We start from the raw sequence: 24477 nt of genomic DNA on the forward strand, positions 1-24477 counted from the left end.
CGGGGAGGCGGCGGGAAAGCCGCGCGGGCGCGCGATGAGCGCTGCGAAAGCGTATGTCGCCGCGGCCTTAGCAAGGGGTTTACGGTTGGGGAAGCGCCTATGCTGCGCGTGCGTTCGCTTGGCGGCTCAGGTCGTGGGTGCGGGGAGGATCGCCTGTCCCGTCGCCAGCGTCTTGCCGCGGGTGATGATGACGCGGTCGCCGACCTTTGCCTGCGCGAACAGCAATTTGGCAAAGGCGACGGGAACGCCGATGCAGCCATGCGTCGCATAGCCCCATTCGACCTTCGAACCGTGGATCGCGACGCCATCGCCGGTGAGGCGCAGCGTGTACGGCATCGGCGCATTGTCATAGGTGCGCGATACGTGCGTCGCGTCCTTCATCAGGATCGGAAAGGTGCCGAGCGGCGTCGGTTTTTCGTCGGCGCCGTACAGGATGGCGGCGGCGCCGATCTCATAGCCGTCACGGAAGACGGAGAGTGTCTGCGCGGCGAGGTCGACGGTGATGATCAGCGGACCATCTGGCACGCCCTTGGTATCCCAGGCGTAATCGCCGAACTTGATCGGGCCGATATCGAGGATGCGCTTGACCTGCATGTTCTCCGGCGCGGGCATGGGCGTGGAGAGGGCGGCCGGCGTCGGCTTGGCGGTCGCCTCGGCGGGCGTGGTAATATGGGTTGCGGCCGGGGGCGGGGAGAGGGTGGCCCGCCGCTCGGTCGGCGTCCGGGCGGATGTGGGCCCGGCGACCGATGCCGTCCCATGCGGTGCCACCGCGGCAATCGCAGCGATTGCGATGACGGCGCCGGCGAGGATCAGTCTGGCCGCAATGGCCTGGCGACGGGCAACCACGATGCATCTTCCGGAAACGGTGTACGGAACGGCGAGGATGGGCGCGTTTCGCGGGCAATGCGAGTCGGCAAATCGCGGTGTGCCGTGGCGGTACGGAGCGGGGGCCCGTCAACCTTCCGGTAACCGCCTACCCAACCGGAACGGGAAGCCGGAAGCAGGAACCCAGAAACAGGAACATTGTCCGGCCCTATCCGGTTGAGTGGAAAGACCAAAAGGAGCGATGCCGTGTCCCATATCCCCAATTCCGCGATGAAGCATGCCGGCCCCGTCCATCACGAACCCGCGCCGGAGGCCCGGTCTGGCAAGCCGAATCGGGCGGAAAACGGCCAGGGGCTGGGCCTGCCGGCATGGCTGGCGATCGGCGGCACGCTCGTCGTCGGGGCGGCAGCAGCGCTCGCCGTGCCGTTGCTGCGCGGCCGTGCGACTCCGGTGCCCAAGCGCCGCGGCAAGCGTGCGACGGTACGCAAGGCGGCATCGGGCGCTAAACATCGCAAGGTAGCTGCAAAATAGACCCAGATTGGCGGAAGCGCTGGTGATGCGCGCCAGCCGTGCTAGACCCGCCCCGGGCATGGGACGACGATGAAGGCGCGCGACGACACCGGGCGGAACGGATCGAACGGTATCGCCGCGTCGCTGCGCGACGGCGATGCCGTTCGCACGCGTGCCGCGGCCAGTGCGGCGCCCGATCCCGCCGCAGCGTTCGATCGCCTGTCGCGTCGCCATCGCGAATGCCTGCGCGGGGTGCGCGCGCTCAAGGGCTCCAAGGAGATCGCCGAGGAGCTCGGCATCGAGAAATCGACCGTCGACAGCTATCTGACCGAGGCGGTGAAGCTGCTCGGCGCACGCAATCGGCGCGATGCGGCGCTGCGCTGGGCGGCGTATGAAGATCAGGCCGCTGAGCCAAGCGCCGAATGTACAACGATTATTCCCGAAGCCGGGGACCCCGATAAAATCGGGGGTCATTCTGCGCGGCTATCCCCGCTCGCCGCCGATCCGCCACTGCCGGTGGTGCCGGACGAGACCATCGTCATGGCAGCGGACAGCGGCGGCGCCCGGCCTTTCAGGTCATCGGCGTTCCCGATCCGGCTGCCCTTCCGGCGGAAAGGACAACGGAGCAACGACCTGACGGTCGGGGATCGGTTGATCTGGATACAGGCCATCGCATTCGGCACCATCGTCGGTTTCGGCATGTTGATGAGCGGCCTCCAGGCACTGACCCATTTGATCGAGGCGCTGACCCGCAACCTTTCCTGATCGTCAGCGAAAGCGCCCCGCAGGGGGTGGAAAGGGTCGCCATCATGTCGTCAATCATCGCATCGCGCACCGCTCCGGTCGCCGCGTCGTCTGTGGATACCAAGGCCGCGGCCGATGCCGTCGCGCAGCTGCTCTGGAAGCTCGAGACGCAGCTCGACGAGGCTTTCTCCACCGGCGGCGAGCTGCTCGCGGCGCTGCCCCGCGCCCGCCACGCCGCCAACCTGCCGGCGATCGCCGGGCAGCAGGCGTTCGAAGTGCTGGGCCAGGCGATCATGGCGATCGGTGCCGCCCGCGGCCACACCGTCGCGGGCCATCGCGTCATCGAAAAAATCGGTAAGCAGATCGGGTATGAAACGAGCTTCGGCGACGAACGTCCGAAGCCCGAATTCGCCCCGACAGGTGCCGACGTCAGTCATCTGCGCGTCGCTGCCTGAGGTGTCATGGCTTGACCGTCGAACTGCTCCTTTGACAGGTCAGGCCATGACACACATCCTCGTCTTCAACCTGGTCCTGCTGGCGACATGCGGTTACGCGCTGTTCGCCGGCGGCGCACCCGAACGATGGACGGCGATCCTGTTCGTCACGGGGGCTCTGGCCACGTTCGCGGTGCCGGATTTCTATCCGTCGGGCCCCTATCATCAGGTCGAGCCGATCCTGCTCGCGATCGACGTCGCGATCCTGCTCGGCCTGCTGGGGGTGGCGCTGCGTGCGGACCGCTATTGGCCGCTGTACGTCAGCGCGCTCCATCTGATCACGCTGGCGATCCATGGCGTGAAGGCCATTCAGCCGTCGCTGGTGCCGTGGATGTACGCGGGTGCGAGCGGCAAGATCGCCTATCCCATGCTGCTGATGCTGGCGATCGGCGCGCTGCGCCACCGCCAGCGCAAGGCCCAGTTCGGGAGCGACCGCGACTGGTCGCCCCTGCGCCAACCGGACATCCCTTCATCATGACTGCCGACATACGGTTGCTGCGCTGGCCCGAACGCGATCGCGAGGAGTACGAACGGCTGGTATCGGCGCTGGAACGCGTGCGGGCCTCCGCCGCGCGCAGTCGGGGCGAGATCGTCGCCCCCGTGCCCGCCGGCCCCGAAGAGCCGAGCGATGCCGATCGCGCGCGCACGCTGTTGGCCCAGCGTCGTCAGCGCGACGCCATGGCGGGCGACCTGATCGAGCTGTTCGGCGAGCCGGGGTGGGACATCCTGCTGACGCTGTTCGTCGCTTATGAAGAGGCGCGCCCGGTCACGGGCGAGGCGCTCGGCCTGCTGCTGTCGCTACGCCCGGCGGTGCTGGCCCGCTGGCTGGAGCTGCTGTCCCGACGCGCGCTGATTCGCGGTGCCGTGCATAAGACGGGCACGCTCGATCCGGCGACGCCACTGGCATTGACCGACGACGGGCTGGCGCTGGTGCTGCGCTGCATCGGCGGCGCGTGATGGCAAGGGCGCTGCGGGCCGGCGCGTCAGTGCGTCGGGCCGACCAGCCGCTCCGCCTCCTCGCGCATCATCTCGACGCCCTGGCAGACGTGGAGTCCCGCGACCGTCATGTCGAGATCGTCGGCCAGCCGCATCAGCTCTTCGCCGAGCGCCACCGCGCGGTGCAGCAGCTCGCCGCGGATGCGGCGTTGCTTCTGGTCCTCAGGCGTCATCATCGCCTTGATCTCTAATCACCCCCCGCGTCCGCGCAAGCGGGTAGCGGAGCAAAAAACCGGGGCAGCACGTTTGTCCCATACCATCCAGACGTCATGACAGGAGAGGCGCAATGGCGGACGACACCCATCCCACCGACGATGCCGCAAAGACCGGCGGCAACCCCATGCACGACGCCGCGCAGCGTGCGAGCGACACCATGCGCGGCGCAAGCGAGGCGATGCGCGGTGCCTTCACCGATCATGTTATGAATCCCGCCCGCCGCGCCGGCGAGGCGATGCGCGCCTCCGGCCAGAAGGTGGCCGACGGCAGCGCGGCGCTGGGCCTCAAGATCATCGAGCAGGCCGAACGCAATTCGCACGATGCGTTCGAGGCGATGCGCGAGGCGGCGCAGGCCCGCGACGTTACCGACGTGCTGCGCATCCAGGGCAATTACCTGCGCCGGCAGGGCGAACGCTCGATGGAGCAGGCGCGCGAGATCGGCGAGATGATCCTGCGCTTCGGCCGCGACGCGGTGACGCCGCCCAAATCGGGCGACTGACGCGCGCGATGGGCGGGTGGCGAGGGGCCGCCCGTTCCTCAGCCGAACGGCGTCGCGCGTGCCAGCATCAGCAGGTCGTGCGCGACGCCGTCGCTCGCGCGGACGTGACCGGCGAGCCGCGCCTCCTGCGTGAAGCCCAGCCGCTCGAACAGTGCCACCGATGCTGCGGCATCCGGCGTCATCGTCGCGGTCAGCTTGGCGAGACCATGCGCGTGCGCGATGGCGAGCAACGCCTGCAACAGGTCGCTGCCCAGACCCTGGCCACGCCGGTCGGGGGCCACGAGCAGCCGGATTTCGCCGACATGCCCGCTCCATCCCAGCGGATCGCGGATCAGCGCCGCGGTGGCGACGATGCGGCCGTCGTCCTCGGCGACGAGGCTGTCGATCCAGCCTTCGCCGACCGCCTGCTGCCACGCCTCGATCACCCGCGGATGGCGCAGGTCGCGGCCGGAAAACAGCAGGTCATGTTCGGGCAGCGTCGCGGTGAAGGCGAGGACGGCGTCGTCGTCGGTCGGCCGGAACCGGCGGATGGTGTGGCTCATGATCGCTCCTGGCCCGTCTGCTACCGTACGTGTGGGGCCGGTACATCGGCAGTCGCCCGGCCAGCGTCAACCCGCGGCAAGTCTCAGTCCCGGCGCGGCGCGCCACTGGGGGAGACGGGTTGCGGACCGTCGGGCGTCACCTCCAGCGACGAATCGCCGCCCAGCACCCGGTAGAGCGTCGCGCGATTGTTCGCCGCGGTCAGCTGCGTGCCGATCAGCGTGCGCTGCGCCGAATAATAGCTGCGCTGGGCGTCGAGGCTGGACAGGAAGGTATCGAGCCCCCCCTGATAGCGCGCATTGACCAGCCGCAGCGTATCGGCGGCGGCATCGCGGAAATTCGCCTGCGCGCGCAATTGGTCGGCGATCGTCCCCTGACGGGCGAGCGCGTCGGCGACCTCCTGAAACGCGGTCTGGATCGTCTTTTCGTACGTTGCGAGCGCGGCGTCGCGCTGTGCCTCGGTATAACGGACATTGGCGCGGCCGGCGCCGGCCTGGAAGATCGGATAGCTGACAGACGGCGCCACCGAATAGTTGAACGCCCCGCCGGTGAAGAGCGTCGAAAGCGCGTTGCTCGCGAAGCCGACCAGCCCGGTCAGCGAGATGCGCGGGAACAGCGCCGCGCGCGCCGCGCCGATCTGCGCATTGTAGCTTTGCAGCGTATATTCCGCCTGCACGACGTCGGGCCGGCGCAGCAGGATGCCGCTGTCGAGCCCGGCGGGCAGGCTGGCGATCGTCGGCGCGGCAACGTCGATCGACTCGGGCAGCAGCGCGGGATCGATCGGCGCCCCGACCAGCAATTGCAGCGCGTTGACGTCCTGCGCGACCAGCGTCTTCTGCTCGGCGAGGTCGGCGTTCGCGGTTTCGAGGATCTGCTCCGCCTGCCGCAGGTCGGTGCGGGCGCTGATCCCACCCTCCAGCCGCGCGCGGGTCAGGCGCACGCTAACCGCGGCGCTTTTGGCGGTATCCTCCGCGACCTTCAACAGGCTGCGGTCGGCGGCGTATGTCAACCAGCCGCTCGCGACCTCGCCCACCAGCGTCAGTCGCGTCGCGCGGGCGCCGGCTTCGGTGGCGAAATAGCGGTCGAGCGCGGCGCGCGACAGCGAGCGCAGGCGGCCGAACAGGTCGATCTCGAACGCCGTCGTGCCGATCTGCGCGGAGAAGGCGCTGTTGCCGCCACCAGTGTTGAGGACCGCGCCCGTTCCCGTGCCGTTGCCCGTATCGACGCCGGTGCCCGTGCCCGTCCCACCGGTTCCCGTTCCGCCCGTTCCCGTGCCGCCGGTGCCCGTCCCGCCAGTGCCCGTCCCGGTGTTGCCGCTGTTCGCGATGCCGCGCGTGCCGTTGCCGCCGTCCGAATAGGTGTAGCGGCCGGTGGCGTTGATTGCGGGGAACAGATTGGCACGCTGGATGCCATATTGCGCGCGCGCCGCGGCGATATTGGCGGCGGCGACGCGCAGGTCGCGGTTGTTGGCGAGCGCCTGGTCGATCAGCCGTTGCAGCCGCGCGTCCTTGAACACGTCGCGATAGGTGATCGCGGGCAGCCGTGCCTCGCTCTGGCGAAGGTAGGCGTCGCCGACCGGCCACGACGCCGGCACCGGCGTGTCGGGGCGGACGTATTTCGGCTCCATCGAACAGCCGGCGAGCATCGTGGCGCCGAGCGCGATGGCGAGGATCGAACGGGTCATCGCGCAGGCTCCGGATCAACGGCGGGCGGCATCGGCGGGGCAGGGGGCGTGTCGTCGTGATGGCCCTGGTGCCCGGTCGGCTTGCCCCTGAGCTTGGCAAGACCATCGCGCACGCCGCGGCGCACAAGGACGAAGAACAGCGGGATGTAGAAGATCGCCAGGAAGGTGGCCGACAGCATGCCGCCGATCACCGCCGTGCCGATCGCGATGCGGCTGTTCGCACCCGCACCGGTCGAAATCGCCAGCGGCAGCACGCCGAAGATGAAGGCGAAGCTGGTCATCAGGATCGGCCGCAGACGGATCTTGGCGGCCTCCAGTGCCGCATCGATGACGCGCGCGCCCTTGCGTTCGGCCTGTTCGGCAAATTCAATCATCAGGATGGCGTTCTTCGCGGCGAGGCCCATCGTCGTCAGCAAGCCGATCTGGAGGTACACGTCGTTGGTGAGGCCCCGCAGCGTCACGAAGGCGATCGCGCCGATCAGCCCGAGCGGGATGATCATCAGCACCGCGAACGGGATCGACCAACTTTCGTACAGCGCCGCAAGGCACAGGAAGACGACCAGGATCGACAGGCCGTACAGCAGCGGCGCCTGACCCGACGACAGTCGTTCCTGATAGCTGAGGCCCGACCAGGCGATCGACGTGCCGGGGATCTGTGCCGCCAGCTCGCTGATCCGCGCCATCGCATCGCCCGAGCTGACGCCGGGCGCGCCCGACCCCGAGAACTCGAACGAGGATATGCCGTTGAAACGCGACAGCGTGGTGGGGGCGGTCGACCAGCCGGTCGTCGCGAAGGACGAGAAGGGCACCATCTGACCGTTCGATCCGCGCACGAACCATTGCTTCAGATCGTCCGGCGCGGCGCGATAGGGCGCGTCGCCCTGCACGTAGACGCGCTTCACACGACCGCGGTCGATGAAGTCGTTGACATACTGGCCACCCCAGGCGGTGGTCAGCGTGTTGTTCGCCGCGCTCTGCGTCAGGCCCAAGGCCGCCAGCTTCTGCTGGTCCATGTCGATACGCAGCGTTGCGATGTCGGGCAGTTCGGTCAGGCGCACCGACGCCAGCTTCGGATCGGCATTGGCCATCGCCAGCAATTTGTCCCGCGCGGCGCCGAACTGTTCCTGCGTCAGGCCGCCGGTGTTCTGCAGCTCCATCGTAAAGCCGTCCGACGAACCGAGGCCGCGGATCGCTGGCGGCACCAGCGCGAAGACCTGCGCGTCGCGAAGCCCGCGGAACGCGCCGGATGCGCGCTGCGTGATCGCATCGGCGGTGTTCTCCTTGCCGCTCCGGTCCTTCCAGTCGACGAAGTTGAGGAAGCCCTGGCCGGTGTTCTGGCCGCTGACGCCGCCCCCGCCGCCGCCCGCGACGGTGAACAGGACGGAGGTGTTCTTGGGCTCATATTGGGCGAAATAGTTTTCGACCTGCCGCTGCACCTGCTGCGTCCGTGCGATCGTCGCACCGGGGGGCAGGCGGAACTGGACGATCGCCGCGCCCTGGTCCTCGGTCGGCAGGAAGCCGGTGGGCAGGCGCAGGAACAGTATCGCGAGCAGCGCGACGACGCCGACGTAGATCAGCAGGAACAGCCACTTGCGATCCACCACCGTCTGCACGGCACCGGTGTAGCGTGTCACCGTCTTTTCGAACGTGCGGTTGAACCAATTGCCCGCGGCCTCGCCCCATTCGGCGACCTTGCCGAGGTGCTTCTTGATGCCCTTGCTCTCCCGCTCCTCCTGCGACTTCTGCTTCAGCAGCGAGGCGGTGAGCGCGGGGCTGAGGATCAGCGCGACCAGCACCGACAGCACCATCGCCGACACGATGGTCAGCGAGAACTGGCGATAGATGACGCCGGTCGATCCGCCGAAAAACGCCATCGGCAGGAACACCGCCGACAGGACGAGCGCGATCGCGATCAGCGCGACGCTGATTTCGTTCATCGACTCGATCGTCGCCTGACGCGGCGTCATCTCGGGGTCTTCTTCCATCAACCGCTCGACGTTCTCGACGACGACGATCGCGTCGTCGACGAGCAGGCCGATGGCGAGGACGAGGCCGAACAGCGTCATGGTGTTGATCGAGAAGCCGGCGAAGTGGAAGATCGCGAAGGTGCCGAGCAGCACCACCGGCACCGCGATGGCGGGCACCAGCGTGGCGCGCCAGCTTTGCAGGAACACGAACATCACGATGACGACCAGCACGATCGCCTCGAGCAGCGTCTTCACCACCTCGTCGATCGACAGCTTGATGAACGCGGTCGTGTCGTTGGCGTAGGCGACCTTCAGGCCGGGCGGGAAGCTTTTGGCGACGCGCGCGACCTCGGCCTTCACCAGCTCGGCGGTCTTCAGTGCGTCGGCGCCCGGTGCCAGCAGCACCGCGATGCCCGCGCCGGGGTGCCGGTTGATGCGGCTGAAGGCGGCATAGCTTTCCGCGCCCAGCTCGATCCGGGCGACGTCCGACAGGCGCACGGTCGCGCCCGAGGGGAGCGTCTTGACGATGATCTGGCGGAACTGCTCGGGCGTTTGCAGGCGCGACTGGGCGGTGACGGTCGCGTTCAACATCTGCTCCGGACTGGACGGCACGCCGCCCACTTCGCCCGCCGCGACTTCGGTATTCTGGTTCTGGATCGCGGTGGTGATGTCCGACGGGATCAGCTGGTAGCTGGCGAGGCGCGCCGGGTTCAGCCAGATACGCATCGCATATTGCGATCCGAACACGTTGACGTCGCCCACCCCCTGCACGCGGCCCAGCGGGTCCTGCAGGTTGGAAACGAGATAGTCGCTGACGTCCTGGTTCGTCTTCTGGTCGGTTTCGTCATAGACGCCGACGATCAGCAGGTTGTCGGGGTTCGATTTGCGGACGACGAGGCCCTGCTGCTGCACCTGTTGCGGCAGGCGCGCGACGCCCTGCTGCACCTGGTTCTGCACCTGCACCTGCGCGATGTCGGGATCGGTGCCCTTTTCGAACGTCGCGGTGATCGACACCGAGCCGCGGCTCGACGACGAGGAGCTGAAATACAGCAGGCCGTCGATGCCGGTCAGCTGCTGTTCGATGACCTGCGTCACCGAATTCTGCAGCGTCTGTGCGTTCGCCCCGGGGAAGGTCGCGCGGATCGACACCTGCGGCGGCGCCACGTCGGGATATTGCGCAATCGGCAGGCTCAGGATCGCGCCGACGCCCGCCAGCATCACGATGATGGCGAGCACCCAGGCGAAGATCGGGCGGTCGATGAAGATGCGGGAGATCATCGCGGATCAGCCCGCCTTGCTTTGGGCGTTACCCTGCTGCTTGCCCTCGCCTTTGCCCTCGTTCTGTTTCGGCGGCGCGATCACCTGCGCGCTGTTCGCCGGCACCGCCTTCACCTGCGCGCCGGGGCGCAAATTGTTGAGGCCCTGCGTGATCACCTTGTCGCCGGGGTTCAGCCCCTGGGTCACCACCCAATATTGCCCCTGCGTGCGGGCGGCGGTGACGCGGCGGCTGACGACCTTGTTGTTCGCGCCGAGGATCATCACGCTCGCATTGCCCTTGGCATCGCGCGACAGAGCGGGTTCGGGCACCAGGAAGGCGCGTTCGTTGATCGCCTGCGCGAAGCGCGCCCGCACGAACATGCCCGGCAGCAGCAGCCCCTGCGCATTGGGGAAGCGCGCACGCATCGTGACGGTGCCGGTTTCCTGATTGACCAGCGCCTCGGCGAATTCGACCGTGCCGGTGTAGCCGTAATCGCTGCCGTCCTCGAGCAGCAGCTTCACCTCGGCCCGGGTCGGCGCGACGCCGCCCTGCATCAGCTTGCGGCGCAGCGACAGCAGGTCTGCGGCGGATTGCTGGATATCGACGAAGATCGGATCGAGCCGCTGGATCTGCGCCAGGGGATCGGTCTGGCTCGCCGAAACGAGCGCGCCGACGGTGAACAGCGACCGGCCGATCCGGCCGCTGATCGGCGCGGGCACGGTCGTGAATTGGAGGTTCACGCGCGCGGTATCCAGCGCCGCCCGGGTCTGCGCGACGGAGGCGGTCGCCTGCCGGGCGGAGGCGATGGCGTTGGTATATTCCTGCTTCGACACCGCCTCGATCGCGGCGAGCGGCTTGTAGCGGTCCGCCTGGATCGTCAGCGCTTCCTGATTGGCCCGCGCGCTGGCGAGGTTCGCCTGCGCCTGGTTGACCGCGGCGCGATACAGGCGCGGATCGATTTCGTAGAGCGGCTGGCCACGACGGACCAGCGAGCCTTCGGTAAAGAAGCGGCGGCGGATGACGCCGTTCACCTGCGGGCGGACGTCGGAGCTTTCATAGGCGCTGGTCCGGCCCGGCAGTTCGGTGACCATTGCGGCACTGGTCGGCTGCATCACGACATAGCCAACTGTGGTCGGCCCGCGATTCGCGCCGCGGCCGCCGCCCTTTTCCTTGTCATGCGTACCACCGCCACAGGCGGTCAGGGTGAGGGCGAGTGCGACAGTGGCAGCCCCGGCAAGGTGCCGTCGGCGACGAATCGATGCTGTGGTCAAGTATGTCACCCGCTAATCTCGGCTCGCGCAGCCGCGACCTGCGCGTCAATGCGCGGCGCGGTGGTTGGTTGCTCGTCGCGATGCAAAGACGGCGATCGACGGGGAAATGCAAGTCAAGTTGACCGTTATTAATGTCGCAAATTGTCGCAGTGCGGAAAAGGAGTGCCATGACGGAGACATGCGACAGGGCGCGACAGGACGCCGACAAGGCGGCCGCCGCGGCGGCGGCGGTGGACGAGGTCCGCGACGGCATGCTCGTCGGACTGGGCACCGGATCCACCGCGACCCACGCCATCCACCGGCTCGCCGAACGCATCGCGCAGGGCAGTCTGACGATCCGGGCCGTCGCGACGTCGCGCGCCAGCGAGGCGCTTGGCCGCAGTCTCGGCATCGCGATGCTCGACTTTGCCGATGTGCCACGCGTCGACCTGACGATCGATGGCGCCGACGCGATCGATGACCGATTGTATGCGGTGAAGGGCGCGGGCGGGGCGATGCTGCGCGAGAAGGTGGTGGCGGCCGCATCGGACCGAATGGTGGTGATCGCCGACGGATCGAAGCATCGTCCGCGCATCGGCGGGGTGCCGGTGCCGGTCGAAATCCTGCCCTTCGCCCGTGCGTCGGTGCTGGCGGCTTTGGGGGAGGGCGCGGCGCTTCGCCTGCGCGAAGGCGACCCCTATGCCACCGATAACGGCAATTGGATCGCGGACTGCCGCCTCGATCTTGCCGATCCCCTTGCCACCGCAGCGTGGCTCGATGCCTTGCCCGGCGCGCTTGGCCACGGGTTGTTCCTGCGCGAGGTGGATGGCGCCTATATCGCACACGGCGGCGTCGTTTCGCGACTGGAACGGGACGCGCCCTCCCGTTAAAGGCTGCCCTCGACCGCAACGGATCGGGCGTGCAGGCGTTCGATGCAGCGTAAGAGCAAGGGCCCTAATCCATGACCGATACGACGACTGCGCTCCACGAGGACGGATCGCTCGAACGCCTGACGATCGACACGATCCGCACGCTGTCGATGGACGCGGTGCAAAAAGCCAATTCCGGCCACCCCGGCACGCCGATGGCGCTGGCGCCCGTCGGCTATACGCTCTGGTCGCAATTCCTGCGCTACGACCCATCCAAGCCCGACTGGCCCAACCGCGACCGCTTCGTCCTGTCGGTCGGCCATGCGTCGATGCTGCTGTACAGCCTGATCCACCTCGCCGGCATCGAAGAGATCGACGCGGACGGTAACAAGACCGGGCGTCCCGCGCTCAGCCTCGACGATCTGAAGGGTTTCCGCCAGCTCGCCTCGCGCACGCCGGGCCACCCCGAATACCGCCACACCACGGGCGTCGAGACGACGACCGGACCGCTGGGCGCGGGGTGCTCCAACTCCGTCGGCATGGCGATTGCGGAGCGGTGGCTCGCGGCACGCTACAACCAGGGTGGCTTCACGCTGTTCGACCATGACGTCTACACGCTGTGCGGCGACGGCGACATGATGGAAGGCGTCGCGTCCGAGGCGGCGAGCCTTGCCGGCCACCTCAAGCTCAGCAACCTGTGCTGGATCTACGACAGCAACCACATCTCGATCGAGGGCGGCACCGATCTCGCGTTCGACGAAGACGTCGGCAAGCGGTTCGAGGCCTATGGCTGGAACGTCATCCACATCGACGATGCCAACGACACCAAGGCGTTTGCGGCTGCGATCGAGACGTTCAAGGCGACGAACGACAAGCCGACCTTCATCGTCGTCCATTCGGTGATCGGCTGGGGCAGCCCCAAGGCTGGCAGCGAGAAGGCGCATGGCGAACCGCTCGGCGAAGATAACATCCGCGCCACCAAAAAGGCCTATGGCTGGCCCGAGGAGAAGAGCTTCTACATCCCCGATGGCGTCGCCGAACACTTCCATGATGCGATCGCTGACCGCGGCACGAAGCTGCGCGAGGAATGGGACGCGAATTTCGCGAAGTATCGCGAGGCGCAGCCCGATCTCGCCGCCGAGCTCGACCTGATGCTCAAGGACACGCTGCCCGAGGGCTGGGACGCCGACGTTCCCGAATTCCCGGCGGACGAAAAGGGGCTCGCGACCCGCGATTCGGGCGGCAAGGTGCTCAACGCGCTCGCCGCGAAGGTGCCGTGGCTGATCGGCGGCTCCGCCGACCTCGCGCCGTCGACCAAGACCGACATCAAGGGCAAGGCCTCGTTCGAAGCGTCGAACTATGGCGGCCAGAACTTCCACTTTGGCGTGCGCGAACACGGCATGGGCGGTGTGGTCAACGGCATGGCGCTGTCGCATCTGCGCAGCTATGGTTCGACCTTCCTCGTTTTCGCCGATTACATGCGCGCGCCGATCCGCCTGTCGGCGATCATGGAACTGGCCGCGGTCTGGGTGTTCACCCACGATTCGATCGGCGTCGGCGAGGACGGCCCGACGCACCAGCCGATCGAGCATCTCGCCACGCTGCGCGCGATCCCCGGCCTCGACACGATCCGCCCCGGTGACGCCAACGAAGTCGGTTATGCGTGGCGCGCCGCGCTGGAGGACGCCAGCCGCCCGACCGCACTGATCTTCTCGCGCCAGGCGATGCCGACGCTCGATCGGTCGAAATACGCCTCGGCAGAGGGCGTGATGAAGGGCGGCTATGTCCTCGCCGATTGCGACGGCACGCCCGACGTGATCCTGATCGCGACGGGCAGCGAACTGCATCTCGTCGTCGAGGCGCATGAGAAGCTGACCGCCGATGGCGTGAAGAGCCGCGTCGTCTCGCTGCCGAGCTGGTATCGCTACGAACTTCAGTCCGACGACTATAAGGAAAGCGTGCTGCCCAAGGGCGTCACCGCGCGCCTTGCGGTCGAGCAGGCGGGCGAGATCGGCTGGCATCGCTTCGTCGGTCTGGAAGGCCGCACGATCACCATGTCGACGTTCGGCGCCTCCGCCCCCATATCCAAGCTGCAGGACAAATACGGCTTCACCGTCGACAATGTCGTCAAGGTGGCGCGCGAGATGCTGGAGACCAAGTGATGAGCAAGCTGAGCGACCTTTCCGCCGCGGGCACCGCGGTGTGGCTCGACTTCGTCGATCGCAAGTTCCTCGAAGCCAAGGGCCTCGAAAAGCTGGTGAACGAGGACGGCCTGACTGGCGTCACCTCCAACCCGTCGATCTTCGAAAAGGCGATGGGCCATGGCGACGCCTATGACGCGACGCTCGCCGCCTTCGACAAGGAGCATCCGGGCGCCGCGACGATCGACCGCTACGAACATCTCGCGATCCAGGACATCAAGGCGGCGGCGGAGACGTTGCAGCCGGTCTATGACCGCCTCGACGGCAAGGACGGTTACGTCAGCCTGGAAGTGTCGCCGTACATCGCCGACGACACCGACGCGACGATCGCCGAGGCCGAAAAGCTGTGGCACGCCGTCGGCCACAAGAACCTGATGATCAAGATTCCTGGCACGGTCGCGGGCGCACCGGCGATCAGCGCGACGATCGCCAAGGGCATCAACGTCAATGTGACCTTGCTGTTCGCGCTCGACGCCTACATCCGCGTCGCCGAGGCCTATGCCACCGGCCTCGAGGAGCGCGTCCGCCAGGGCCAGCCGATCGACCATATCGCCAGTGTCGCGAGCTTCTTCGTCAGCCGTATCGATACGGTGATCGACAAGGAAATCGACCGTCGCGTTGCCGAGGGTGATCCCGAAGCCGAGACGCTGAAGGGTCTGCGCGGCAAGGTCGCCATCGCCAACGCCAAGATGGCCTATCAGTGGTTCCTCGACTTCGAACAGTCGGACCGCTGGCAGGCGCTCGCCGCCAAGGGCGCGCAGCCGCAGCGGCTGCTGTGGGCGTCGACCGGCGTCAAGGACAAGGCGTATCCGGACACGCTCTACGTCGACACGCTGATCGGCCGCGACACGGTCAACACCATGCCGCCCGCGACGATGGATGCCTTCCGCGAACGGGGCACCGTCGCCGAGACGCTGACACAGGACGTCGACGGCGCGCGCAAGGTGCTCGCCGATGTGGAGCGTCTGGGGCTGAACTTGACGGGCGTCACCGACACGCTGGTGCTGGAGGGCGTCGCGTCCTTCGCCAAGGCGTTCGACGACCTGCTGGGCTCGATCGCCGCGAAGCAGCCGGCGGAGGCGTAACGATCGGGGGCGGGATCAACCTCCGCCCCACATCCTCCGTCACCCCGGACTCGTTCCGGGGTCCACCGGGCCGCGGGGGGATGGCAGGAGGTTCGTGCCGCCCCCCTCGCCGCGGAGTGGACCCCGGACCAAGTCCGGGGTGACGCTGTCTTGAGGCGGCTGAAAAGCTCTCCTCACAACCCGGTGGGCCCACCCCGCACCAAATCGAACCGGCCCCGCAACAACTCGGCCTGCTCCGGGTTCTACCCTTCGACATCCAACCATCCGTAAGGCAGCAGATATGAAGATCGGACTGATCGGCCTCGGCCGTATGGGCGGCAACATCGCGCGACGGCTGATGAAGGCGGGCCATCAGGTCGTCGTCTACGACCGCAGCGCAGAGGCGGTGGAGAAGCTCGCAGGGGAAGGTGCGATTCCCGCCAGTTCGCTCGACGACGTCCGCGGCAAGCTCGATACGCCGGCCATCTGGTGGGTGATGCTCCCCGCCGGCGGCCCGACCGAGGATACGATCGCCGCGATCGGCGAGGGCGCCAAGGCCGGCGACATCGTCATCGACGGCGGCAACACCTTCTACAAGGACGACATCCGCCGCGCGAAGGGGCTGGCCGACAAGGGCGTCCACTATGTCGACGTCGGCACCTCGGGTGGCGTCTGGGGCCTGGAGCGCGGCTATTGCATGATGATCGGCGGCGACGATGACACCGTCACGATGCTCGATCCGATCTTCGACGCGCTCGCCCCCGGCCTCGGCACGATCGAGCGTACGCCGGGCCGCATCGCGGGTCAGGCCGATCCACGTGCCGAAAAGGGCTATATCCATGCCGGGCCCGCAGGGGCCGGGCACTTCGTCAAGATGATCCACAACGGCATCGAATATGGCCTGATGCAGGCCTATGCCGAGGGCTTCGACATCCTGAAATCGAAGAACAGCGACAAGCTGCCCGAGGACGAGCGCTTCGACCTCAACATGACCGACATCGCCGAGGTCTGGCGCCGTGGCAGCGTCATTTCGTCGTGGCTGCTCGACCTGACGGCCATCGCGCTGGCCAAGGACGGCGAACTGAACGGCTTCTCCGGCAGCGTCGCGGATTCGGGCGAAGGCCAGTGGACGATCGACGCCGCCATGGAGGAAAAGGTGCCCGCCAACGTGCTCACCGCCTCGCTGTTCGCGCGCTATCGCAGCCGCATTGAACATACTTATGGCGACAAAGTCCTCTCCGCGATGCGCTTTGGCTTCGGCGGGCACGTCGAGATGCCGCAGTGAGCGATGGCGTGAAGCCCATCGCTCTCGTCGTGTCCGACATCGACGGCACGCTGGTCGACAAGCAGAAGAAATTGACCGCCGCGACCACTGCGGCGGTCTCGCGCTTGGAAGCGGCGGGGATCGGGTTCACCGTCATCAGCGCGCGGCCGATCTCCGGCATCCTGCCGATCGTCGAGACGCTGGGTCTCGACGGACCGATGGCGGCGTTCAACGGTGGCATCCTGTTCAGGTGCGACGGGACGATCACCGAGCATCATGTCATCGACGAGGGCGTCGCGAAGGGCGTGATGGCCATTGCGGCCCATAGCCCGGTCGATCTGTGGGTCTTTTCCGACGACCGCTGGTACGCCTCGACCGACCAGGGTGAGCATGTGGAACACGAGCGGCTGGCGTCGAACCAGGACCCGATCGTCACCGACGATTTCGGCGATCTGCTGGCCCGCGCCGACAAGATCACCTTCGTCAGCGACGACGCGCCGATGCTCAGCGATCTCGCGGACCGCTGCAAGGCGGCGCATGGCGAGGATGCGACGATCGTGCAGAGCCAGGTCTATTACCTCGACGTGACCGCGCTGGCGGCCAACAAGGGCGACGGCCTGATCGCGCTGGCCGCCGCGTTCGATCAGCCGTTGGATGCGATTGCGGCGCTTGGCGACCAGTACAACGACGTGCCGATGCTGGAGCGCGCCGGCCTGTCGATCGCGATGGGCAACGCCCCCGATCCGGTGAAGGCGCGCGCCGATCACGTCACCACCGCCAATGACGCCGATGGCGTCGCCCATGCCATCGACACCATCATCCTTCCCCGTACCGGAGCTACCGAATGAAACAGCTGATTGCCTTCGACCTCGACGGAACGCTGGCCGAGAGCAAGCAGCCCTTGCAGGAACCGATGGGTGAAGCGCTCGCCGACCTGCTTGGCGTGGCGCATGTCGCGGTCATTTCGGGCGGTGACTGGCCGCAGTTCCAGAAGCAGGTGGCGAGCCGCCTGCCGGCCCGCGCCGACCTGTCCAAGCTGTGGCTGATGCCGACGACGGGTACCAAATTGTACGTCCACCGCGATGGCGCATGGCAGACGGTCTATGCCGAGCTGTTCGACGATGCGACCAAGGCGAAGATCCTGAAGGCGTTCGACGAGTCGCTGGAAGCGACGGGCTTCGTTCCCGAAAAGACCTGGGGCGAGCGGATCGAGGATCGCGGCAGCCAGATCACCTTCTCCGCACTTGGCCAGGAAGCGCCCGTCGCTGAGAAAGAGCATTGGGACCCCAAGTTCGAAAAGCGCAAGGTCATCCAGGCCGACCTGAAGCAGCGCCTGCCGGGCTTGTCGATCAACATGGGCGGCGCGACCTCGATCGACATCACGCAGGAAGGCGTCGACAAGGCGTACGGCCTGAAGAAGCTGCGTGACGAGAGCGGTATCCCGCTCGACGCGATGATGTTCATCGGCGACGCGATCTTCCCCGGCGGCAACGATTATCCGGCGAAGGAACTGGGGCTGGACACGGTGCGCGTCCGCGATCCGGAGGAAACGATCTCGGTCGTCACCGCGATCGTCGCCTGCCAGAAGTAACTTAACCGCTGGGTGCGGCGGGCCCGGTCAGTCCGGGCGCCGCACCCGTTCGGTCAGGACGATCTCGCCCTCGACCTCGATCTCCTCGTCATCCGACAGGTCGGATGTATCGGGCATCTCGAACTCGGCGCTCCAGTCGTAGATTTTCGCGAGACCGCCGTCGATCCAGACGCGCACGGCGCCACTGGTGATCTCTCCCCCCATCGCACCGACGAAATCCGCGACGAGGTTTTCCGCCGCGGACTCGTGGTCGGTCGCGCCGGGGATGCTGGCCGGCGTCATCGGCTCATCCATCTCGATCAGCTGTGCCCAGAAGCGTTTGGCCATCGTTTCGTCCTTGCGTTGCCGCGACCGGCGGAGGGTCAGGTTGCGGTGGCGTCGGCGGTAGCGAAGCCGGGGCGTGTAGGACAGGGGCTTTGGGTTTTGCGAGCGTTGTCAGTGGGATGGCCGGGTGGGCATCCAACTAGAACGAGAGAGGGGGCGCCGGATCTGGTCCGGCGCCCCCTCTGTCATTGGCGGCGGCGTGGCGAAGCCACGCCGTCAGTCCTCGGCATTGCCGAGGCTGGCCGACAGCGCCTGTGCGGCTTTGCCGCACCGCGTGCCGGCCCGGCACGCTCAGGCGCTGTAGTACATGTCGTATTCGACCGGGCTGGGGGTCATTTCCCAGCGCGCGACTTCGCCGCGCTTGATCTCGATATAGGCTTCGATCTGATCCTTCGAGAACACGTCGCCCTTCAGCAGGAAGTCGTGGTCGGCGGCCAGGCTGTCGAGCGCCTCGCGGAGCGAACCGCAGACGGTCGGGACCTGGGCGAGCTCTGCCGGCGGCAGGTCGTACAGGTTCTTGTCCATCGCCTCGCCCGGATGGATCTTGTTCTGGATGCCGTCCATGCCCGCCATCATCAGCGCCGCATAGGCGAGATAGGGGTTGGCCATCGCGTCCGGGAAGCGGACTTCGACGCGCTTCGCCTTGGGGCCGGTGCCGTACGGAATGCGGCACGACGCCGAGCGGTTGCGTGCCGAATAGGCGAGCAGCACCGGCGCTTCGTAACCCGGCACCAGACGCTTGTAGCTGTTGGTGGTCGGGTTGGTGAAGGCGTTGACCGCCTTGGCATGCTTGATGATGCCGCCGATGAAGTACAGGCACATCTCGCTGAGGCCGGCATAGCCTTCGCCCGCGAACAGCGGGGTCTTGCCGCTCCAGATCGAGAAGTGGGTGTGCATGCCCGAGCCGTTATCTTCCTTGATCGGCTTGGGCATGAAGGTGGCCGACTTGCCATAGGCATGCGCAACCTGATGCACGACGTACTTGTAGATCTGCATGCGATCGGCGGTCTGCGTCAGCGTGCCGAAGGTCAGGCCCAGTTCGTGCTGCGCGGCTGCGACTTCGTGGTGATGCTTGTCGCAGGGCAGGCCCATTTCGAGCATCGTCGAGACCATCTCGCCGCGGATGTCGACCGCCGAGTCGACCGGCGCGACGGGGAAATAGCCGCCCTTGGCGCGCGGACGATGGCCGAGGTTGCCGCCTTCATATTCGCGGCCGGTGTTGGTCGGCAGCTCGATATCGTCGATCTTGAAGTAGGACTCGGCGTAATTCGTGTCGAACTGCACGTTGTCGAACATGAAGAATTCGGCTTCCGGGCCGACGTATACGGTGTCGCCGACGCCGGTGGTCTTCAGATAGGCCTCGGCGCGCTTGGCGGTCGAGCGCGGATCGCGCGCGTAGAGTTCGCCGGTCGAGGGTTCGACGACGTCGCAGAACACGATCAGCATCGGGGTGGCCGAGAACGGATCGGTGTAGATCGCGTCGAGATCGGGCTTCAGGACCATGTCCGACTCGTTGATCGCCTTCCAGCCCTCGATCGAGGAGCCGTCGAACATCAGGCCGTCGGTGAATTCATCTTCGCCCATGACGCTCGCGACCATGGTGAGGTGCTGCCACTTGCCCTTGGGGTCGGTGAAGCGCAGATCGACCCACTCGATCTCCTCGTCCTTGATCTTGTTCAGGATGTCGTTGGCGGTCGCCATGGAAAGCCCTTTGCTCTGGTAATGACCCGGTCGGGACCGGAAGGATGTTGCGTCGCGGGCGTGCCAATCACACAGATTGTTGCGCCGCGTCAAATGACGAAGATGTCAGACGGCGACTAGATCGCAGCCTCGTCGCGCTCGCCGGTGCGGATGCGCAGCGCGGTTTCGACCGGGATGACGAAGATCTTGCCGTCGCCGATTCGGCCCGTCTGCGCGGCGGCGGCGATCGCCTCCACCACGCGTTCGGCGAGCGCGTCGTCGACAACGACCTCCAGCTTCACCTTGGGCAGGAAGTCGACGACATATTCGGCGCCGCGATAGAGTTCTGTATGGCCCTTCTGCCGCCCGAAGCCCTTGGCTTCGGTGACGGTGATGCCGGACACGCCGATCTCGTGCAGTGCTTCCTTCACCTCATCCAGCTTGAACGGCTTGATGATGGCTTCGACCTTCTTCACCGGAACACGCCCCTTGACTGAAACCCTCGCCCCGAGCGCGGGTGTTGCACCAAACGTGCCAGTCCCGCGCCCGAGGGGCAACCGGGATTCGGCCGATTTTGCTGCCTGGAAAACGGGCATTTCGTGCCCCGTTGCCCGAGTCGCGAGCAGCGATCCGACGCGCGGAAGTGGACGAAGTGGACGGTACGTATCGTCCGAAAACGCCCCCGGCCCGGTGCCGATGGGCAACGGGTGGCGCGAGGCGGCAGGAACGGCATGGCGGCGAGTGTAGCAGAGCGGGAGCGTGTAGGACAGCGGGCGTTCGACTGCGGCTTGAGCGAGGGGCCGCGACACCAAATGTCGTCATTCCCGCGCAGGCGGGAATCCATATTCTCTGACGTTAGCGACTGGAGCCGCTCGGTTAGCCAGTCTGGATTCCCGCCTGCGCGGGAATGACGGAGAAGGGGCGGTGGGGCGGCCTCGCCTTAGAGGATCTCGCGCACCTTCTCGGCCGGGCGGGCGAGGACGACGCCCTTGTCGGTTTCGACGAGCGGGCGCTGGATGATGATCGGATTGATCGTCATCGCTTCGAGGATCGTCGCATCGTCGGCGTCGGCGAGCGCCTTGGCATCGGGTTCGGTCATCCGCAGCCCCTCGCGCGCGGTGAGGCCCGCGGCGGCATAGAGGCGCGAAAGCTCCGCGACGGTCGGCGGGTGCTTGAGATATTCGATGACGGTGACGTCGGCGCCCGCCTCTTCGAGGAGGGCGAGGGTGCTGCGCGAGGTGCCACAGCGCGGGTTGTGGTAGATGGTGGCGTGCATGACGGGCGGTATATCGCGGTTCGGCAGGATGCGGGAGGGCGTGCGAGGCCGGGCGGGGTCTGGTCGCCCGAACGGCAAAAGGGCGGCGCATGTGCGATGCGCCGCCCCCTGCACCGGGCCGAGTGAGGCGATCAGCCCTTGGTACGCGCAGCCTTCATGGCGTTGCGTACGGCGGTGAGGAAATGGTTGCCGGGCTGCGCCTTGCACTGCTGCACGACGATCGGCACGACATTCTCGACGCCGTCGAGCGTCACGGTCGGGTGCGCCTTGCCCTTCGGACCGTAATTGGCGGCATAGACGACCGCCTGCGGGCGGAAGCTTTCGTCGAGCAGACCGAAGTCGCCGCAGGTCACGGTTTCGAGGTGCTTGCCCTGCTTGAGCAGGTCGACGTGGCGGACTTCGCCGCTGCGGCTGGGAATGGTCGCCTTTTCCTGCACTTGCAGCGGCGCCGCAACGGCAGTCGAGGAAACGGCGAGAAGCGCACAGGCGGCGATCGTGCCAAACATCCGGGTCATTGTTCCAGTCTCCCTTCCTTAGAGGCGCTGGTAAAATTCCCATATGTCCATATCGGTTTCATTCTAACGGCAAATTCATGATGCCGTTACTTGGGCGTCAGCAACGACTGTTATCGTGACGCCGATGTATTCAGCAATTGTTGTTGCGCGGCAGGGGTTTGTGCGGTGCGGGCGCGTGATCCGTCGTCCTGGCGAAGGCAGGAACCTCTCGCGGCGCGTGTTGCGCGCGCTTGCCGGGAGATTCCAACCTTCGCTGGGAGGACTCTATGAGTGTAGGACGATCGGGGCTGGCGGGTCAGGAGGAGGCCGTCCCAGGGACGGCCGCCATCATCCCTGCTTCGCGAGCCACTCTTCCAGCCACTTGATCGTATAGTCGCCGCGCTGGAATTCGGGATCGTCGAGCAGCGCCTGATGCAGCGGGATCGTCGTCGTCGGACCGTCGATGACGAATTCCTCCAACGCGCGGCGCAGGCGGCGCAGCGCCCCTTCGCGGGTGGTGCCGTAGACGATCAGCTTGGCGATCATGCTGTCGTAATAGGGCGGCACCTTATAGCCGGCGTAGAGGCCGCTATCGACGCGCACGTGCATGCCGCCCGGCGCGTGGAACTGCTTCACCAGGCCCGGCGAGGGGGCGAAGGTGCGCGGGTCCTCGGCATTGATGCGGCATTCGATCGCATGACCGCGGAACTGAACGTCTTCCTGACGCAGCGTCAGCGGATGCCCCTCGGCAACGCGAATCTGTTCGCGGACGAGGTCGAGACCGGTGATCATCTCCGTCACCGGATGTTCCACCTGCAAACGGGTGTTCATCTCGATGAAGTAGAATTCGCCGTCTTCCCACAGGAATTCGATCGTGCCGGCGCCGCGATAGCCCATGTCGGCCATCGCCTTCGCGCAGACGCCGCCGATGCGTTCGCGATCGGCTTGGCTGAGGACGGGGGAGGGCGCTTCCTCCAGCACCTTCTGGTGACGGCGTTGCAGCGAGCAGTCGCGTTCCCCTAAGTGGATCGCGTTGCCGTTGCCGTCGCCGAAGACCTGGATCTCGATATGGCGCGGGTTGCCGAGATACTTTTCGAGATACACCGTGGCGTCGCCGAACGCGGCCTTCGCCTCGCTGCCGGCCTGCTGCATCAGCGTTTCGAGTTCGTCCTCGGAATGGCACACCTTCATGCCGCGGCCGCCGCCGCCCGACGCCGCCTTGATGATGACGGGATAGCCCGCCTTCGCCGCAATCGCCTTGGCTTCGGCGACGTCGCTGATCGCGCCGTCGGACCCGGGTACGAGCGGCAGGCCGAGCGCGCCGGCGGTGCGCTTCGCCTCGATCTTGTCGCCCATCGTGCGGATATGTTCGGGCTTCGGCCCGACGAAGATCAGGTTATGCAGCTCGACGATCTCGGCGAACCGCGCGTTTTCGCTGAGGAACCCATAGCCCGGATGGATCGCGTCGGCGCCGCTGATCTCCGCCGCCGAGATGATGTTGGGGATATTGAGATAGCTGTCGACCGCGGCGGGCGGCCCGATGCAGATCGCCTCGTCGGCGAGGCGGACGTGCATCGCGTCGGCATCGGCGGTGGAATGGACCGCGACGGTGCGGATGCCCATCTCGCGACAGGCGCGGTGGATGCGCAGCGCGATTTCGCCGCGGTTGGCGATCAGCAGCTTCTTGATCTGACGGGGAGCAGCGGTCACGCGTGGTTACTCGACGACCACGAGCGGCTGGTCGAATTCGACCGGCTGGCCGTTTTCGATCAGGATCTGGCGGACGGTGCCGGCGGTGGCGGCGACGATCGGGTTCATGACCTTCATCGCCTCGACGATCAGCAGCGTGTCGCCGGCCGAGACGCTCTGGCCGACGCTGACGAAGGGCTTCGCGCCCGGTTCGGCGGCGAGATAGGCGGTGCCGACCATCGGCGACTTCACCGCATTGGCCGACACGGCCGGCGCCATCGCACCGGCTTCGGCCGACGCTGCGGCCGCGGGGGCGGCAGGCGCTGCAGTGACGGGCGCGGGGGCGTAATGGACGGGCGCGGCCTGGGGGGCGGCCTTGCGCGCGACGCGGATCTTGCGGTCGCCCTCTTCCACCTCGATCTCGGTCAGATGGGTGGCGTCGAGCAGTTCGGCGAGCTGGCGCACGAGGTTCACGTCAACCTGCATGGCACCGTTGGGGGTCTGGTCGGTCATGGGAAGGCCTCCTGTCAGAAGCGCGCCGCGGCTTCAAGCGCGAGCATGTAGGAGAGGGCGCCAAAGCCGGCGATCGTGCCTTTTGCGGCACGCCCGACGAAGCTGATGTGGCGGAAGTCCTCGCGGGTGTGCGGGTTGGAGAGGTGGACCTCGATCACCGGCGTGCGGATACCCTTGATCGCGTCGTGGACGGCGATCGACGTGTGCGTGAAGGCGCCGGCGTTGAGGATCACCGCCTTCGCGCCGCGCGCCTGCGCCTCGTGTAGCCAATCGACGAGGTGCCCTTCGTGGTTGGACTGGCGCATGTCGATGTCGAGGTCGAGTTCGCGGGCGCGGTCTTCGAGCTGGCCGGCGATGTCGTCGAGCGTGTCGTGGCCATAGATCTCCGGCTCGCGCGTGCCGAGCAGGTTCAGGTTCGGGCCGTTGAGGACGTAGATCGTGTCGGTCATGGGCGGGGGTGTATCGTTGTTCCAGGTAGAAGGCGAGGTTTCGCGCGAAGACGCGAAGACGCGAAGAAGGAGGGTTCGCG

General features: G+C 66.7%; 26 protein-coding genes. 12 read left to right on the forward strand and 14 right to left on the reverse strand.

From position 1 onward, the window contains the following. Positions 1-126 precede the first annotated feature (126 nt). Positions 127-846, reverse strand: coding sequence for a L,D-transpeptidase family protein (locus tag GGR47_RS01845; protein ID WP_244305003.1), 720 nt, complete (start codon positions 844-846; stop codon positions 127-129). 225 nt (positions 847-1071) lie between these two features. On the opposite strand from GGR47_RS01845, the gene GGR47_RS01850 reads away from it, so the two are divergent. The 5 genes from GGR47_RS01850 (at position 1072) to GGR47_RS01870 (ending at position 3530) form a co-directional block, all read left to right on the forward strand. Continuing rightward, a complete protein-coding gene (locus tag GGR47_RS01850) occupies positions 1072-1356 on the forward strand; it encodes a hypothetical protein (protein WP_244305002.1) in 285 nt (94 codons plus the stop codon). 69 nt (positions 1357-1425) lie between these two features. Beyond that, a complete protein-coding gene (locus tag GGR47_RS01855; RefSeq protein ID WP_147035737.1) occupies positions 1426-2100 on the forward strand; it encodes a helix-turn-helix domain-containing protein in 675 nt (224 codons plus the stop codon). 44 nt (positions 2101-2144) lie between these two features. Beyond that, positions 2145-2534 carry a hypothetical protein gene (locus GGR47_RS01860; protein ID WP_018250514.1) on the forward strand — a complete coding sequence of 130 codons (390 nt, stop codon included), beginning with the start codon at positions 2145-2147 and terminating at the stop codon, positions 2532-2534. 46 nt (positions 2535-2580) lie between these two features. Further along, positions 2581-3051: a hypothetical protein gene (locus GGR47_RS01865; RefSeq protein WP_017977624.1), complete on the forward strand. Its 471-nt coding sequence runs from the start codon at positions 2581-2583 to the stop codon at positions 3049-3051. Further along, positions 3048-3530, forward strand: coding sequence for a hypothetical protein (locus tag GGR47_RS01870; RefSeq protein ID WP_244305001.1), 483 nt, complete (start codon positions 3048-3050; stop codon positions 3528-3530). Before GGR47_RS01865 ends, GGR47_RS01870 begins: the two co-directional genes overlap by 4 nt. Positions 3531-3556: 26 nt before the next feature. Here GGR47_RS01870 and GGR47_RS01875 read toward each other — a convergent pair whose 3' ends face one another. Then, a complete protein-coding gene (locus GGR47_RS01875) occupies positions 3557-3745 on the reverse strand; it encodes a hypothetical protein (protein ID WP_017977626.1) in 189 nt (62 codons plus the stop codon). Between the two features lie 110 nt (positions 3746-3855). Here GGR47_RS01875 and GGR47_RS01880 point away from each other — a divergent pair, with 110 nt between their 5' ends. Continuing rightward, positions 3856-4284: a phasin family protein gene (locus GGR47_RS01880; RefSeq protein ID WP_147035736.1), complete on the forward strand. Its 429-nt coding sequence runs from the start codon at positions 3856-3858 to the stop codon at positions 4282-4284. Between the two features lie 38 nt (positions 4285-4322). Here the strand turns inward: GGR47_RS01880 and GGR47_RS01885 are convergent, their stop codons facing one another. The 4 genes from GGR47_RS01885 to GGR47_RS01900 all read right to left on the reverse strand — a co-directional run bounded on the left by GGR47_RS01885 (position 4323) and on the right by GGR47_RS01900 (position 11004). Next, on the reverse strand, positions 4323-4826 hold the full coding sequence (locus tag GGR47_RS01885) for a GNAT family N-acetyltransferase (protein ID WP_017977628.1): 504 nt from the start codon (positions 4824-4826) through the stop codon (positions 4323-4325). Between the two features lie 83 nt (positions 4827-4909). Further along, on the reverse strand, positions 4910-6508 hold the full coding sequence (locus GGR47_RS01890; protein ID WP_147035735.1) for an efflux transporter outer membrane subunit: 1599 nt from the start codon (positions 6506-6508) through the stop codon (positions 4910-4912). Then, the gene (locus GGR47_RS01895) at positions 6505-9753 is read right to left on the reverse strand and encodes an efflux RND transporter permease subunit (RefSeq protein ID WP_147035734.1); all 3249 of its coding nucleotides are present in this window, start codon (positions 9751-9753) and stop codon (positions 6505-6507) included. Before GGR47_RS01895 ends, GGR47_RS01890 begins: the two co-directional genes overlap by 4 nt. Before the next feature lie 6 nt (positions 9754-9759). Continuing rightward, on the reverse strand, positions 9760-11004 hold the full coding sequence (locus GGR47_RS01900) for an efflux RND transporter periplasmic adaptor subunit (RefSeq protein ID WP_221204568.1): 1245 nt from the start codon (positions 11002-11004) through the stop codon (positions 9760-9762). 167 nt (positions 11005-11171) lie between these two features. Here GGR47_RS01900 and rpiA point away from each other — a divergent pair, with 167 nt between their 5' ends. From rpiA to GGR47_RS01930, 6 genes are all read left to right on the forward strand, one after another. Further along, entirely contained in the window at positions 11172-11873 is a 702-nt protein-coding gene (rpiA, locus tag GGR47_RS01905) for a ribose-5-phosphate isomerase RpiA (protein WP_147035733.1), read from the forward strand. A 71-nt stretch (positions 11874-11944) separates the two neighbouring features. Beyond that, positions 11945-14014, forward strand: a complete 2070-nt coding sequence (gene tkt, locus GGR47_RS01910; RefSeq protein WP_147035732.1) for a transketolase — start codon at positions 11945-11947, stop codon at positions 14012-14014. Next, entirely contained in the window at positions 14014-15138 is a 1125-nt protein-coding gene (tal, locus tag GGR47_RS01915) for a transaldolase (RefSeq protein ID WP_147035731.1), read from the forward strand. The genes tkt and tal overlap by 1 nt, the downstream gene beginning before the upstream one ends. A gap of 262 nt (positions 15139-15400) precedes the next feature. Continuing rightward, positions 15401-16402, forward strand: a complete 1002-nt coding sequence (gene gnd / locus GGR47_RS01920; RefSeq protein ID WP_276509311.1) for a phosphogluconate dehydrogenase (NAD(+)-dependent, decarboxylating) — start codon at positions 15401-15403, stop codon at positions 16400-16402. Then, complete coding sequence (locus GGR47_RS01925; RefSeq protein ID WP_147035729.1) at positions 16399-17229, forward strand: Cof-type HAD-IIB family hydrolase; 831 nt, start codon at positions 16399-16401, stop codon at positions 17227-17229. Before gnd ends, GGR47_RS01925 begins: the two co-directional genes overlap by 4 nt. After that, entirely contained in the window at positions 17226-17972 is a 747-nt protein-coding gene (locus tag GGR47_RS01930) for an HAD-IIB family hydrolase (protein ID WP_147035728.1), read from the forward strand. The genes GGR47_RS01925 and GGR47_RS01930 overlap by 4 nt, the downstream gene beginning before the upstream one ends. A gap of 27 nt (positions 17973-17999) precedes the next feature. Here GGR47_RS01930 and GGR47_RS01935 read toward each other — a convergent pair whose 3' ends face one another. The 8 genes from GGR47_RS01935 to aroQ form a co-directional block, all read right to left on the reverse strand. Then, complete coding sequence (locus GGR47_RS01935) at positions 18000-18299, reverse strand: hypothetical protein (RefSeq protein ID WP_017977638.1); 300 nt, start codon at positions 18297-18299, stop codon at positions 18000-18002. A 288-nt stretch (positions 18300-18587) separates the two neighbouring features. Beyond that, on the reverse strand, positions 18588-19997 hold the full coding sequence (gene glnA, locus GGR47_RS01940; RefSeq protein WP_017977639.1) for a type I glutamate--ammonia ligase: 1410 nt from the start codon (positions 19995-19997) through the stop codon (positions 18588-18590). A gap of 116 nt (positions 19998-20113) precedes the next feature. Beyond that, complete coding sequence (locus tag GGR47_RS01945) at positions 20114-20452, reverse strand: P-II family nitrogen regulator (RefSeq protein ID WP_017977640.1); 339 nt, start codon at positions 20450-20452, stop codon at positions 20114-20116. A gap of 464 nt (positions 20453-20916) precedes the next feature. Beyond that, positions 20917-21252 carry an arsenate reductase family protein gene (locus tag GGR47_RS01950; protein WP_147035727.1) on the reverse strand — a complete coding sequence of 112 codons (336 nt, stop codon included), beginning with the start codon at positions 21250-21252 and terminating at the stop codon, positions 20917-20919. A gap of 131 nt (positions 21253-21383) precedes the next feature. Next, positions 21384-21767: an HdeA/HdeB family chaperone gene (locus GGR47_RS01955; protein WP_017977642.1), complete on the reverse strand. Its 384-nt coding sequence runs from the start codon at positions 21765-21767 to the stop codon at positions 21384-21386. A gap of 327 nt (positions 21768-22094) precedes the next feature. Further along, positions 22095-23456: an acetyl-CoA carboxylase biotin carboxylase subunit gene (gene accC, locus GGR47_RS01960; protein ID WP_017977643.1), complete on the reverse strand. Its 1362-nt coding sequence runs from the start codon at positions 23454-23456 to the stop codon at positions 22095-22097. Positions 23457-23462: 6 nt separating this feature from the next. Beyond that, positions 23463-23948, reverse strand: a complete 486-nt coding sequence (accB, locus tag GGR47_RS01965) for an acetyl-CoA carboxylase biotin carboxyl carrier protein (RefSeq protein WP_147035726.1) — start codon at positions 23946-23948, stop codon at positions 23463-23465. 14 nt (positions 23949-23962) lie between these two features. Beyond that, a complete protein-coding gene (gene aroQ / locus GGR47_RS01970; RefSeq protein ID WP_147035725.1) occupies positions 23963-24397 on the reverse strand; it encodes a type II 3-dehydroquinate dehydratase in 435 nt (144 codons plus the stop codon). Between the last annotated feature and the right edge of the window lie 80 nt (positions 24398-24477).

Source organism: Sphingomonas aquatilis (assembly GCF_014196115.1).
GTDB lineage: Bacteria > Pseudomonadota > Alphaproteobacteria > Sphingomonadales > Sphingomonadaceae > Sphingomonas > Sphingomonas aquatilis.

What these genes read in the sequence shown, in the direction of transcription:
- GGR47_RS01855 (WP_147035737.1), top strand. Translation starts at nt 1,426, where the DNA reads ATGAAGGCGCGCGACGACACCGGGCGGAACGGATCGAACGGTATCGCC.
- GGR47_RS01860 (WP_018250514.1), top strand. Translation starts at nt 2,145, where the DNA reads ATGTCGTCAATCATCGCATCGCGCACCGCTCCGGTCGCCGCGTCGTCT.
- GGR47_RS01865 (WP_017977624.1), top strand. Translation starts at nt 2,581, where the DNA reads ATGACACACATCCTCGTCTTCAACCTGGTCCTGCTGGCGACATGCGGT.
- GGR47_RS01870 (WP_244305001.1), top strand. Translation starts at nt 3,048, where the DNA reads ATGACTGCCGACATACGGTTGCTGCGCTGGCCCGAACGCGATCGCGAG.
- GGR47_RS01875 (WP_017977626.1), bottom strand. Translation starts at nt 3,745, where the DNA reads ATGATGACGCCTGAGGACCAGAAGCAACGCCGCATCCGCGGCGAGCTG.
- GGR47_RS01880 (WP_147035736.1), top strand. Translation starts at nt 3,856, where the DNA reads ATGGCGGACGACACCCATCCCACCGACGATGCCGCAAAGACCGGCGGC.
- GGR47_RS01885 (WP_017977628.1), bottom strand. Translation starts at nt 4,826, where the DNA reads ATGAGCCACACCATCCGCCGGTTCCGGCCGACCGACGACGACGCCGTC.
- GGR47_RS01890 (WP_147035735.1), bottom strand. Translation starts at nt 6,508, where the DNA reads ATGACCCGTTCGATCCTCGCCATCGCGCTCGGCGCCACGATGCTCGCC.
- GGR47_RS01895 (WP_147035734.1), bottom strand. Translation starts at nt 9,753, where the DNA reads ATGATCTCCCGCATCTTCATCGACCGCCCGATCTTCGCCTGGGTGCTC.
- rpiA (WP_147035733.1), top strand. Translation starts at nt 11,172, where the DNA reads ATGACGGAGACATGCGACAGGGCGCGACAGGACGCCGACAAGGCGGCC.
- tkt (WP_147035732.1), top strand. Translation starts at nt 11,945, where the DNA reads ATGACCGATACGACGACTGCGCTCCACGAGGACGGATCGCTCGAACGC.
- tal (WP_147035731.1), top strand. Translation starts at nt 14,014, where the DNA reads ATGAGCAAGCTGAGCGACCTTTCCGCCGCGGGCACCGCGGTGTGGCTC.
- GGR47_RS01930 (WP_147035728.1), top strand. Translation starts at nt 17,226, where the DNA reads ATGAAACAGCTGATTGCCTTCGACCTCGACGGAACGCTGGCCGAGAGC.
- GGR47_RS01935 (WP_017977638.1), bottom strand. Translation starts at nt 18,299, where the DNA reads ATGGCCAAACGCTTCTGGGCACAGCTGATCGAGATGGATGAGCCGATG.
- glnA (WP_017977639.1), bottom strand. Translation starts at nt 19,997, where the DNA reads ATGGCGACCGCCAACGACATCCTGAACAAGATCAAGGACGAGGAGATC.
- GGR47_RS01950 (WP_147035727.1), bottom strand. Translation starts at nt 21,252, where the DNA reads ATGCACGCCACCATCTACCACAACCCGCGCTGTGGCACCTCGCGCAGC.
- GGR47_RS01955 (WP_017977642.1), bottom strand. Translation starts at nt 21,767, where the DNA reads ATGACCCGGATGTTTGGCACGATCGCCGCCTGTGCGCTTCTCGCCGTT.
- accB (WP_147035726.1), bottom strand. Translation starts at nt 23,948, where the DNA reads ATGACCGACCAGACCCCCAACGGTGCCATGCAGGTTGACGTGAACCTC.
- aroQ (WP_147035725.1), bottom strand. Translation starts at nt 24,397, where the DNA reads ATGACCGACACGATCTACGTCCTCAACGGCCCGAACCTGAACCTGCTC.